Annotated in this window: 10 protein-coding genes; 4 read left to right on the top strand and 6 right to left on the bottom strand. The window is 70.8% G+C overall.

Annotation, left to right across the window (positions count from 1 at the left end; all coding sequences use genetic code 11):
- Positions 1 to 77 precede the first annotated feature (77 nt).
- From ACFVH0_RS19840 to ACFVH0_RS19830, 3 genes are all read right to left on the bottom strand, one after another.
- Positions 78 to 692, bottom strand: a complete 615-nt coding sequence (locus ACFVH0_RS19840) for a PadR family transcriptional regulator (RefSeq protein WP_385821828.1) — start codon at positions 690 to 692, stop codon at positions 78 to 80.
- 82 nt (positions 693 to 774) lie between these two features.
- Positions 775 to 927, bottom strand: a complete 153-nt coding sequence (locus ACFVH0_RS19835; RefSeq protein ID WP_385821826.1) for a hypothetical protein — start codon at positions 925 to 927, stop codon at positions 775 to 777.
- A gap of 905 nt (positions 928 to 1832) precedes the next feature.
- Positions 1833 to 3467, bottom strand: coding sequence for a protein kinase (locus tag ACFVH0_RS19830; protein WP_385821824.1), 1635 nt, complete (start codon positions 3465 to 3467; stop codon positions 1833 to 1835).
- Between the two features lie 291 nt (positions 3468 to 3758).
- Here ACFVH0_RS19830 and ACFVH0_RS19825 point away from each other — a divergent pair, with 291 nt between their 5' ends.
- The gene (locus ACFVH0_RS19825) at positions 3759 to 5378 is read left to right on the top strand and encodes a protein kinase (RefSeq protein WP_385821822.1); all 1620 of its coding nucleotides are present in this window, start codon (positions 3759 to 3761) and stop codon (positions 5376 to 5378) included.
- 32 nt (positions 5379 to 5410) lie between these two features.
- Here the strand turns inward: ACFVH0_RS19825 and ACFVH0_RS19820 are convergent, their stop codons facing one another.
- The 3 genes from ACFVH0_RS19820 to ACFVH0_RS19810 all read right to left on the bottom strand — a co-directional run bounded on the left by ACFVH0_RS19820 (position 5411) and on the right by ACFVH0_RS19810 (position 7942).
- Complete coding sequence (locus ACFVH0_RS19820; protein WP_385821820.1) at positions 5411 to 6412, bottom strand: phosphotransferase; 1002 nt, start codon at positions 6410 to 6412, stop codon at positions 5411 to 5413.
- A 219-nt stretch (positions 6413 to 6631) separates the two neighbouring features.
- The gene (locus tag ACFVH0_RS19815) at positions 6632 to 7060 is read right to left on the bottom strand and encodes a pyridoxamine 5'-phosphate oxidase family protein (protein ID WP_385821818.1); all 429 of its coding nucleotides are present in this window, start codon (positions 7058 to 7060) and stop codon (positions 6632 to 6634) included.
- A 222-nt stretch (positions 7061 to 7282) separates the two neighbouring features.
- Positions 7283 to 7942: a response regulator gene (locus ACFVH0_RS19810; RefSeq protein WP_385821974.1), complete on the bottom strand. Its 660-nt coding sequence runs from the start codon at positions 7940 to 7942 to the stop codon at positions 7283 to 7285.
- Between the two features lie 340 nt (positions 7943 to 8282).
- On the opposite strand from ACFVH0_RS19810, the gene pdhA reads away from it, so the two are divergent.
- Genes pdhA through ACFVH0_RS19795 form a run of 3 tightly spaced genes read left to right on the top strand, consistent with a single transcriptional unit; the run spans position 8283 to position 11885 of the window.
- Positions 8283 to 9464, top strand: a complete 1182-nt coding sequence (gene pdhA, locus ACFVH0_RS19805) for a pyruvate dehydrogenase (acetyl-transferring) E1 component subunit alpha (protein WP_266914626.1) — start codon at positions 8283 to 8285, stop codon at positions 9462 to 9464.
- 2 nt (positions 9465 to 9466) lie between these two features.
- The gene (locus ACFVH0_RS19800; RefSeq protein ID WP_093548005.1) at positions 9467 to 10447 is read left to right on the top strand and encodes an alpha-ketoacid dehydrogenase subunit beta; all 981 of its coding nucleotides are present in this window, start codon (positions 9467 to 9469) and stop codon (positions 10445 to 10447) included.
- 10 nt (positions 10448 to 10457) lie between these two features.
- Positions 10458 to 11885: a dihydrolipoamide acetyltransferase family protein gene (locus tag ACFVH0_RS19795; protein ID WP_385821814.1), complete on the top strand. Its 1428-nt coding sequence runs from the start codon at positions 10458 to 10460 to the stop codon at positions 11883 to 11885.
- Positions 11886 to 11947: the final 62 nt, after the last annotated feature.

The raw sequence follows: 11947 nt of genomic DNA, 5'->3' as shown, positions 1-11947 counted from the left end.
GATGTGTGCTCGGCGCCTGGCGCGGTGTGCGGTGCTGCGGTGTGTGCTCGGCGCCTGGCGCGGTGTGCGGTGTGTGCTCAGCGTCGGCTGCGCGGGAGGACGACGCGGGACGCGGTGCGTCCGGTCGTACGGACCTCGGGGTCCGGCTCCGTGGCGGCGGCATCGGCGAGGCGTACCAGCCTGGTCTCGCAGTGGTCCAGCCAGCGTGCCTCGGCCTCCGCCTGGAAGATCAGCTGCTCCAGTACGAGCAGCCAGGCGACCTCGTCGCGGTTGGCCGGGACGTCGCTCAGCGACTGCGCCTTGAGGCGGGTGTAGTCCTGCATCGCCTTCAGGGTGTGGTGGCGCTGGGACTGGATGACGGCACGGATGTCGACACCGGGTGCGCCGACCGCCATCGCGAGCTTGATGGCCAGCTCGTCGCGGGGCGGGTTGCTGCGGTCGACGGGAGTCTCGAACCAGCTCCGCAGCTCGGTGCGTCCGTCGTCGGTGATCGCGTAGAGGGCGTGGCCCTGGTCGTCCTCGTCGTCCTGGACGACCAGGCCGTCGCGCTCCAGCCGGCTGAGTGTCGTGTACACCTGGCCGACGTTGAGCGGCCAGGTGGAGCCGGTGCGCGACTCGAATTCGGTACGGAGCTGGGAGCCGTATCTGGGCCCCCGCTCCAGAAGGGCCAGCAGCCCGTGGCGGATCGACATACTCAGTATGTATACCGAGTATGTTGTCCGACGCAAATCCCTCCCCGGGGTGCGCGGGTGCAGGTGAGGGGCCCGGGGCGGCTCAGTCGGCCCGGCGCATGCGGAACGCCAGGAAGCCCAGCCCCATCCCGATCAGCGCGATTCCCGCCCCCAGCGACACCTGCTTCACCTGGCGCACGAACGGCGTGTCCAGGGCCTGCTGCGAGAGCGGGTCGGCGCCGGTGGACGTACTCACCGCGGGTGTCTTCGCCGGCGCCGGAACGAGCCCCGGCTCGCTTGCGGCGGGGGGCGCATCGGGCTTCTGGAGCGAACCGTCCGCGTGCGCGAGCTCCCACGGCGAGAGCTGTCGCCCGGGCCGCGGCCGCCCCTCCCCGGCCTCGCGCCCGGCCAGCGGGGACTGCGCATCGGCAGGCGGCGGCTCCTCGTCCGAGCCGGAGCCGGACCCGGAGCCGGACCCGGAGTCGACCCCGGAGCCGGCCCCTGAGCCGTCGGACGGGGCCGGGCTGGAAGAAGCCGCCGCGGAGTCGCGTTCGGACCCGGAGTCGGCGGGAGAGCCGGAGGCCGGGGCGGACGGCCGCGGAGATCCCGGAGGCGCGGCCGGTCCGCCGTCCGGGGGAACGGCCGTCGGTATGGTCGAGGGCGTGGCCGAAGGGCGGGCTGATTTCTCGGCCGACGGAACGGCACCCGGGGCGCCGGAACCCCGTATGGAGAGCCTTCCCGAGGTGTGTGCGGGCGGCACCACCGGGGTGCTGAACTGTCCCACCGCCCCACCGGACGCACGCTGCCCGGCCTGCACCTCGCCCGCCGCGGCCCCCAACGCCGCGCCTGCCGTCAGTACCAGGCAGGCCACGCACCTCGTGGGGTGTGAAGACAGAAGTCCTGGAGACATGGGCAAAGCGTCACATGTGGCGGTATGTCCGGCATCTCGGATGCGCAGAACCCCAGGGCGCGGGCCTCACCCGCACAAGCCCGGCCCACCCGCACGAGCCCGACCCACACCAGCACAAGCCCGACCCACCCGCACGAGCCCGACCCGCACCCGCACGAGCCCGGCCCACCCGAACGAGCCCGGCCCGCACCCGCACAAGCGGAACTTGCCCCTCGTACGAGCCGGGCCTTGCCCCTGGTGCCGGCCCTGGATCAGGCCGGGTCGCCCGTGGCGATGCGCAGCTCGAAGTGGGCACCCGTCTTCGGGACGGCGGTGCCGGAGGTCGGGAACTGGTCGATGACCTGGTCCTCGGCGTAGGTGTTACCCGGCACCTTGATCAGCTTGACGGTCCAGCCCGCCGCGTCCATGCAGGCTCGTGCGGAGAGGACGTCCTTGTAGAGGAAGCTGGGGGCGTCGACCTTGTTCGGGTCGTCGCTGTCCTCCAGCGCGTCCGTGCACTTCTCGGTGTCCATCGTCCGGTTCCGCTCCGGATCCTTGTGCTCGCCGGAGGGGGACTGGCCAGCCGTGGGATCGTCCTTCTCGCCCGAGTCCTTCAGGGAGAGGACCGTGATCAGTCCGCCTATCGCGATCAGGGCGACCACGATGGAGCCCACGATGACCGGCATGTTCCGCTTGGAGCCGCCCCCGCCCGAGCCGGCGTGCGTCTGCGGGGAGACCGTGTAGGGCGGCGGGGTCTGCTGGGCCGGGACCTGGCTCTGGTACGGCTGGGCCGACTGCGGGTAGCCGTACGACGGGGCGGGGGTGGGGGCCGGGGTCGGCGTGCCGTACGGGCCCGGCTGGGCGCCCGACTGGTACGGGCCCGGCTGGTACGGCGTCTGGACGCTCTGGGGCATGCCGCCGGACTGGTCGACCGGCGGGAAGACCGCCGAGCCGACGCCCGAGCCGCTGTTCGCCGGGGCGCCGCCGCCCGCGACGATCACCGGCGCGCCCGTGGAGCCGCTCGCGGCCAGCACGCGGGCGATCTCGTCCTGCATCGCCGCCGCGCTCGGGAAGCGCTCGTTCGGGTTCTTCTTCAGCGCGCGGGCGACCAGCGCGTCCATCGCCGGGGTGATCGACCGGTTGATGGTGGAGGGCGCGACCGGCTCCTCCTGGACGTGCGCGTACGCGATGGCCAGCGGGGAGTCCGCGTCGAACGGGATCCGCCCGGTCAGCAGCTGGAAGAGCATGATGCCGACCGAGTACAGGTCGGAGCGGGCGTCCACGCCGCGGCCGAGGGCCTGCTCGGGGGAGAGGTACTGCGGGGTGCCGACGACCATGCCGGTCTGCGTCATCGACGTGACGCCCGACTGCATGGCGCGGGCGATGCCGAAGTCCATGACCTTCACGATGCCGCGCTTGGTCATCATCACGTTGCCGGGCTTGATGTCGCGGTGGACCAGGCCCATTTCGTGGCTGGTGTCCAGCGCGGCCAGCACGTCGGACGTCACCTTCAGCGCCCGGTCGGCCGGCATCGCGCCGTGGTTCTGGATGTCGGCCTGGAGCACGGAGCCGAGCGGCTGCCCCTCCACGTACTCCATGACGATGTACGGCATCAGCGCGCCGCCGAGCTCGTCCTCGCCGGTGTCGAAGACCGAGACGATGTTGGTGTGCTGGAGTTTGGCGACGGCCTGCGCCTCGCGCCGGAACCGCTCGCGGAAGGACTGCTCGCGCCCCAGCTCCGTGTGGAGTGTCTTGATCGCGACCTGGCGGTCCAGGGCGGTGTCGTACGCCAGGTATACGGACGCCATCCCGCCCTCGCCGAGCAGGTCGCGAAGCTGGTAGCGGCCGCCGGCGACCGAACCGCCCGCATAGCGACCCTGAGCGCCGTGTGCGCCGTCCTGGCTCATGACTTGCTCCCCCTCGGCGCGCGACTCACGCGATCATCCATTACGCGCCAAGTCTGCCCGAGGGGTACGACACGTCAAGCCAGGTGCCCGTTCCGTGACCCTACGCACAAGAAGCGTCTCGGAAGCGTTACAGGACCCGCATGAAATTTGCGTGGACGGCACGCCGGGCGGTTGGATAACCGGTCCCTCTCGGAAACGGTGTGTCCGGATGAGGCTGTAGCGTGACGTGGCAATGCAGCTAGACACCGTGAGAACCCGCGGACGCGCGGACAGATACGACGGCGAGGACTGATGGCACCCGATTCCGAAGCAAACGGCGGCGGAGTTTCGGATGGCACCGACTCCTGGGGCATCGGCGGTGTTGTCGGTGACGGACGTTACCGGATGACCCACCGCCTCGGCCGGGGCGGCATGGCGGAGGTTTTCGCGGCCGAGGACGTCCGGCTCGGACGTACCGTCGCGGTGAAGCTCCTGCGTTCCGACCTCGCCGAGGATCCCGTCTCCAAGGCCCGGTTCACGCGCGAGGCGCAGTCGGTCGCCGGGCTCAACCACCACGCGATCGTCGCCGTGTACGACTCCGGCGAGGACGTCGTGGGCGGGGCGACCGTCCCCTACATCGTGATGGAGCTGGTCGAGGGGCGGACCATCCGCGACCTGCTGATCAGCGCCGAGGCGCCGCCGCCCGAGCAGGCGCTGATCATCGTCTCGGGCGTGCTGGAAGCGCTCGCGTACTCGCACCAGCACGGCATCGTGCACCGCGACATCAAGCCGGCCAACGTGATCATCACCAACTCCGGTGCGGTCAAGGTGATGGACTTCGGCATCGCCCGTGCGCTGCACGGCGCGCAGTCGACGATGACGCAGACCGGCATGGTCATGGGCACACCGCAGTACCTCTCCCCGGAGCAGGCGCTCGGCAAGGCCGTCGACCACCGCTCCGACCTGTACGCCACCGGCTGCCTGTTGTACGAACTCCTGGCCATGCGGCCCCCGTTCACGGGTGAGACGCCGCTCTCCGTCGTGTACCAGCACGTCCAGGACATTCCGGTCCCGCCGTCCGAGGTCCTGGGCGCGGTGCCGCCGGAGCTGGACGGGCTGGTCATGCGTTCCCTCGCGAAGGACCCGGACGACCGGTTCCAGAGCGCCGAGGAGATGCGCGGCCTGGTCCAGTACAGCCTCCAGATGCTTCAGGTGCAGGGCGGCCACACGGGTACGTGGAACACCGGCCCGGTCGCGATGCACGAAGGCGGGCACACCCCGGCCATGGGCATGGCCGGCGGCACGATGGCGATGGGCCACCCGCCGCACGGGGACACCTCGCAGGGCCCGATCCTGCCGCCGATGAACCCCGACGACGGCGGTTACGAGGGCGGGCACAACGGCGGTGGCGGCCGCGGCAAGCTGTGGCTGTTCGTCGTGCTCGCGCTGATCGCGATCGGTGCGGGCGTCGCCATCGCGGTCAACGCCGCGAACGACACCGGGGCGAAGCACGAGAAGAAGCCCGACAAGGTCTCCAGTTCGCCGACCCCGGAGAAGAGTTCGTCCGGGCCGACCGACGACGAGAGCCAGAAGACCGAATTGCCGGGGAACTCCACCGGCAATCAGCAGGACACCCCGCCCCCGCGGACCTACTCCCCGTCGACCACCCCGACCCAGCCCTCCGTACCGCCGTCGAACCAGCCGTCCACCCCGGCCACCGGAGGCACGGAGGACGGAGGCACGGGCACGGAGGACGGCGGCACGGGTAACGAGGACGGCGGCACGGGTAACGAGGACGGCGGTACGGGCACGGCCGACGGCGGCACCGGCACGGCCGACGGTGGCACCGGCACGGCCGACGGCGGTGCCACCACCGGTACGTCCGCGGCGGCAGGCGCGTCCGCGGCGGCCGGTACGGGCGCCACCCCGTGAACACCCGCTGACCCGGGCGTTCACGGAAGCACTCACCCCGTGAACGCCTCGCGCACCGTCTCGTACTCGCGCGTCCACCAGACCGCCAGGGCCGACACCGCAGGGAACTGCGGGTCGGCCCTTCGGTCGTCCAGGCAGTACCGCCAGCGCAGTATCCAGAAGTCGTTGAGCCGCTCCCACCACACCCGGTGCACCGCGGCGGCCAGTTCGGCGGCCCCGGCCCCGGCCGCCAGCCGGTAGGCCCGCGCGTACGCCCGTACCTTTTCCAGTTCCAGCTTCCCGGCCGGCAGCACGAAGAAGATCGCCGCGGCCCGTACCGCCTCCTCCGCCCTCGGCTGGACCCCCAGCCGGTCCCAGTCGAGGATCGCGACCGGGTCGGTGCCCCGGTACAGGACGTTCAGCGGGTGGAAGTCGCCGTGCACCCAGCCGGTGGCCGGGGCGCCGGGGGTGGGGGGCCTGCGGTCGGCGTGACGTTCCAGCAGAGTGCGCCGCTCCAGCAGGCGGTGCTCGGCCAGCTCGTCGAAGCAGTCCCGGGGGCGGCGCCGGCGCGTGGCCGTCAGCAGGTCGTCGATGAGCGCGAAGGTGTCGCCGGGATCGGCGCTCCGGTATCCGCAGGAGCGGTGCGCGGGTCCGGTGCACGGGCCCATGACCTGTTCGAGCCCGGTGTGCACCGTCCCGAGCAGCGCCCCGAGCCGCTCCGACTGGGCGGTGGTGAGCTGGGCGCCCGCCCGGTGCAGCCCGTCCACCCAGGGGTGCAGGGCGTAGCACCGGCCGCCGATCTCCGTGACCGTGTCGCCTTCGGTGTCCTGCACGGGCGGGGCGACGGGCACGCCCAGCGACTGGAGCCGCTGGGTGGCGCGGTGCTGGCGGACGATCGTGGCGCGGTCACCGGTGGAGTCGTCGAGGTGGTGCTTGAGGAAGTACGAGCCGCGGGTGGTGGAGACGCGGTAGCCGTGGTTGAGCAGCCCCTTGGTGATGGGCTTGCAGCTCAGGGGTTCACCGGCGTCCGGGTAGCGGCGCAGTACCTCGTTCACCGGCGGCACCGGGGGCACGGGAGGTGCCGGCGGCTGCCGTGGCACGGACGGGAAGCGGGACCGGTCGACCGGGGACACGGGCGGCGGTGGTGCGGAGGGGAACATCGCCCGGTCCACCGGGGACACGGGCGGGGCGGGCACGGAAGGGAACAGGACCCCGCCGGCCGACGAAGCGGACGGAAGGGTGACAAATGAGCGCGGCACTCACCAGATGTTAGATCACGCTGTGTGGCCGATCGTCTGACTTGCGTTGAAGTCCAGAGTGTGCACAGAGACGAAGTGCGGCTCGATCCTGAGGTACGCCGGGTCGAAGGGCTCCCCGTTCACCCGGGCGGGACCGTCGCCGAACAGTTCGCGCCGGTCGGCCGAGGGGCGCACGATCTCGGCGGTGCCGGTGAACTGCACGGCCCACAGGCCGTTGTCGCCCCCCTGGGCGGCGGTGTCGAAGTTGTCCGCGCCGTACGCCACGACCGTGCCGTCGCACGCGTTGTGATAGCCGAAACCGCTGTGCATCCGCAGGACCACATGCCCGTCGATCACGACGTGCCGGGCCACCGACAGGAAGGGAAGGGCCCGCATGCTGGTCGCCAGCCGGCCGTACCGGACGCGGCCGAGCAGTTCGATGGCCTGGAGTTCCTCGGAGGACATGACCTCCACTCTCCGCCACCGGGGAAGCCGCAGAAAGAGGCTGCGGCCCCGGTTGATCCGGGACCAAAGTCCCGAAGATCACCGGCTTTCCGGCGCTTCCCAGCGCTTCCCCGGGCTCCCCGCGCTCCCAGCGCTTCCCCGGGCTCCCCGCGCTCCCCGCGCTCCCAGCGCTTCCCCGGGCTCCCCGCGCTCCCCGCGCTCCCGAGCGCTTCTCCGCGTTCGTCAGCGCTTCTCCGCCTGGAGCCTGGCCACGTACGCGGCGGCCTGCGAGCGCCGTTCCATGCCCAGCTTGGACAGCAGGCTGGAGACGTAGTTCTTGATCGTCTTCTCGGCCAGGTGCAGCCGCTCGCCGATCGCCCGGTTCGTCATGCCCTCACCGATCAGGTCGAGGATCTTGCGCTCCTGGTCGGTGAGGCCGGCGAGCTTGTCGTCGCCCCGGCCCTTCTTGCCGTCCCGCAGCCGCTCCAGCACCCGCGCGGTCGCCACCGGGTCCAGCAGCGACTTCCCGGCCGCCACGTCACGTACCGCGCTCAGCAGTTCGTTGCCCCGGATCGCCTTCAGCACATATCCCGACGCACCCGCCATGATCGCGTCGAACAGCGCCTCGTCGTCGGCGTACGAGGTGAGCATCAGGCACTTGATGTTCTCGTCCCCCGAGCGGACCTCCCGGCAGACCTCCACCCCGCTGCCGTCCGGCAGCCGTACGTCGAGCACCGCCACATCGGGCCGGGTCGCGGGGATACGGACCAGCGCGTCCGCCGCGGTGCCGGCCTCCCCCACGACCTCGATGTCGTCCTCGGAAGAGAGCAATTCATGGACTCCGCGCCGGACGACTTCATGGTCGTCCAACAGAAAAACGGTGATTTTTCCTTGTTCGCTCACAAAACGCAGTCTCACACACTCACCTCTTCCCTGCCGCCGAACGGCGGGATAACGTGCCGTTGTTCCGGCGGCCTGCGAGGCTGTTACCAGTGCTGTGACCAGCGAGAGTTCCCGACTTTTTCGATTTACTTGGAAATCCAAGCAAAATCGCAGGTCAGATAGGGTTTCGCAGTTATGCGGCGTACTGGGTAACGTGCATTCGGCAGGGCGCTCGCCGGGGCACCTGTCACGCCTGTTCCCGGACCGAGCGGCACCCACCCCGTGCACGGGTACGGACACAGGCGAGCCGCACTGGCTTCCCGGCAGACCCCGGGGGCCGGACCGACGGAGGAGCACGCACGTGACCGTGGAGAGCACTGCCGCGCGCAAACCGCGACGCAGCAGCAAGCGGACCAGCGCCGTGAAAACGACCGCGAAGACGTCCGCGAAGACGCCACAGAGTTCCGAGCCCGAGCTCGTACAGCTGCTGACGCCCGAGGGCGAGCGCTTGGAGCATCCGGACTATTCGATCGACCTGACCGCGGAGGAGCTGCGCGGCCTGTACCGGGACATGGTCCTGACCCGCCGCTTCGACGCCGAGGCCACCGCCCTCCAGCGCCAGGGCGAGCTGGGCCTGTGGGCCTCGCTGCTCGGCCAGGAGGCCGCCCAGATCGGCTCCGGCCGGGCCCTGCGCGACGACGACTATGTCTTCCCGACCTACCGGGAGCACGGTGTCGCCTGGTGCCGGGGGGTCGATCCGACCAATCTGCTCGGAATGTTCCGCGGCGTGAACCACGGCGGCTGGGATCCGAACACCAACAACTTCCACCTGTACACGATCGTCATCGGCTCGCAGACCCTGCACGCCACCGGCTACGCCATGGGCGTCGCCAAGGACGGCGCGGACTCGGCCGTGATCGCGTACTTCGGTGACGGCGCCTCCAGCCAGGGGGACGTCGCCGAGTCCTTCACCTTCTCCGCGGTCTACAACGCCCCGGTCGTCTTCTTCTGCCAGAACAACCAGTGGGCGATCTCCGAGCCGACCGAGAAGCAGACCCGCGTCCCGCTCTACCAGCGCGCGCAGGGCTTCGGCTTCCCCGGCGTACGGGTCGACGGCAACGACGTACTCGCCTGCCTGGCCGTGACCAGGTCGGCGCTGGAGCGGGCCCGCCGGGGCGAAGGCCCCACCCTCGTCGAGGCGTTCACCTACCGGATGGGCGCGCACACCACCTCCGACGACCCGACGAAGTACCGGGCGGACGAGGAGCGGGCCGCCTGGGAGGCCAAGGACCCGATCCTGCGGCTGCGCGCGTACCTGGAGAAGGAGGGCGCCGCCGACGAGGCGTTCTTCACCGCGCTGGACGAGGAGAGCGAGGCCCTCGGCAAGCGGGTCCGCGAGGCGGTACGGGCGATGCCCGACCCCGACCCGATCGCGATCTTCGACAACGTCTACGCGGACGGGAACCCCCTCGTCGACGAGGAGCGCGCCCAGTTCGCCGCCTACCAGGCATCGTTCGCAGACACCGCCGAGGAGGGCAAGTAGCCATGGCCATGGAAAAGATGTCCATTGCGAAGGCTCTCAACGAGTCGCTGCGCAAGGCCCTCGACACCGACCCCAAGGTCCTCATCATGGGTGAGGACGTCGGCAAGCTCGGCGGCGTCTTCCGGATCACCGACGGGCTCCAGAAGGACTTCGGCGAGGACCGGGTGATCGACACCCCGCTCGCCGAGTCCGGCATCGTCGGCACCGCGATCGGCCTGGCCCTGCGCGGCTACCGGCCCGTCGTGGAGATCCAGTTCGACGGCTTCGTCTTCCCCGCGTACGACCAGATCGTCACCCAGCTCGCCAAGATGCACGCCCGTGCGCTCGGCAAGATCAAGCTGCCGGTCGTCATCCGCATCCCGTACGGCGGCGGCATCGGCGCGGTCGAGCACCACAGCGAGTCGCCGGAGGCCCTGTTCGCGCACGTCGCGGGGTTGAAGGTGGTCTCGCCGTCGAACGCGAGCGACGCCTACTGGATGATGCAGCAGGCCGTCCAGAGCGACGACCCGATCATCTTCTTCGAGCCCAAGCGCCGCTACTGGGACAAGGGCGAGGTCGAGACCGACTCCATCCCGGGCCCGCTGCACAAGGCCTCGGTGGCCCGCACCGGCACCGATCTCACGCTCGCCGCGTACGGCCCGATGGTGAAGGTCTGCCTGGAGGCGGCCGCGGCCGCCCAGGAGGAGGGCAAGTCGATCGAGGTCCTGGACCTGCGCTCGATGTCCCCGATCGACTTCGACGCCATCCAGACCTCGGTCGAGAAGACCGGCCGGCTCGTCGTGGTCCACGAGGCGCCGGTGTTCTACGGCTCCGGGGCCGAGATCGCCGCCCGGATCACCGAGCGCTGCTTCTACCACCTGGAAGCACCGGTGCTGCGGGTCGGCGGCTACCACGCCCCGTACCCGCCGGCGCGGCTGGAGGACGAGTACCTGCCGGGTCTCGACCGCGTGCTCGACGCCGTCGACCGCTCGCTGGCGTACTGAGGACTGGGACGTGACAACGATGACCGACACTTCCAACGCTGCTCGCTTCCGTGAGTTCAAGATGCCCGACGTGGGCGAGGGACTGACCGAGGCCGAGATCCTCAAGTGGTACGTCCAGCCCGGCGACACCGTCACCGACGGCCAGGTCGTGTGCGAGGTCGAGACGGCGAAGGCGGCCGTGGAGCTGCCGATCCCGTTCGACGGCGTGGTGCACGAGCTGCGCTTCCCCGAGGGCACGACGGTCGACGTCGGCCAGGTGATCATCGCGGTGGACGTGGCCCCGGGCAGCGGTGACGCGGCCCCGGCCCCGGTCGCAGCTCCCGCGCCGGCCGTCGAACCGGAACCGTCGGAGCCGGAGGCCCCCAAGGGCCGTCAGCCGGTCCTGGTCGGCTACGGCGTGGCCGAGAGCTCGACCAAGCGACGGGCCCGCAAGGGCACGGCCGCTGCCGCGTCGGCTGCCGCGACGGCGATCCAGAGCGAGATGAACGGCCACGCCGCCGTCGTCCCGGAGAGCCGGCCGCTGGCCAAGCCGCCGGTCCGCAAGCTGGCCAAGGACCTGGGCATCGACCTGGCGACGGTCGTCCCGACCGGCGAGGGCGGGATCATCACCCGCGAGGACGTCCACGCGGCGGCCAAGCCCGTACCGGCACAGGCCCCGGCGCCGATCGCCGCCGCTCCGGTGGCGGCCGAGGCCGCTCCCGAGACCCCGGCTCCGGCCGTGGTCACCACGGTGGGCGCCCGCGAGACCCGTATCCCGGTCAAGGGCGTACGCAAGGCCATCGCCCAGGCCATGGTCGGCAGCGCCTTCACGGCTCCGCACGTCACCGAGTTCGTCACCGTCGACGTGACGCGCACGATGAAGCTGGTCGCGGAGCTCAAGGAGGACAAGGACATGGCGGGGGTGCGGGTCAACCCGCTCCTGATCATCGCCAAGGCCCTCCTCGTCGCGATCAAGCGGAACCCGGAGGTCAACGCCGCCTGGGACGAGGCCAACCAGGAGATCGTGCAGAAGCACTACGTCAACCTGGGCATCGCCGCCGCGACCCCGCGCGGACTGATCGTTCCGAACATCAAGGACGCGCACGAGCAGACGCTCCCGCAACTGGCCGCGTCCCTGGGAGAGCTGGTCTCCACGGCCCGCGAGGGCAAGACGTCACCCGCCGCGATGGCGGGCGGCACGGTGACCATCACCAACGTCGGTGTCTTCGGCGTGGACACGGGCACCCCGATCCTGAACCCGGGCGAGTCCGCGATCCTCGCGGTCGGTGCGATCAAGCTCCAGCCGTGGGTCCACAAGGGCAAGGTGAAGCCCCGTCAGGTCACCACGCTGGCCCTGTCGTTCGACCACCGGCTGGTCGACGGCGAGCTCGGCTCCAAGGTCCTGGCGGACGTCGCCGCGATCCTGGAACAGCCGAAGCGCCTGATCACCTGGGCGTAGCAGTCACTTCGGTACCTGTACGAGATGGGCCCGCGCGAACGGCTTCGCGCGGGCCCATCGGC

The organism is Streptomyces sp. NPDC127117, assembly GCF_042677325.1.
Classification (GTDB): Bacteria; Actinomycetota; Actinomycetes; order Streptomycetales; family Streptomycetaceae; genus Streptomyces.
Note: the sequence above shows the minus strand (reverse complement) of the source record. Positions and strands in the feature narration are given on the sequence as shown.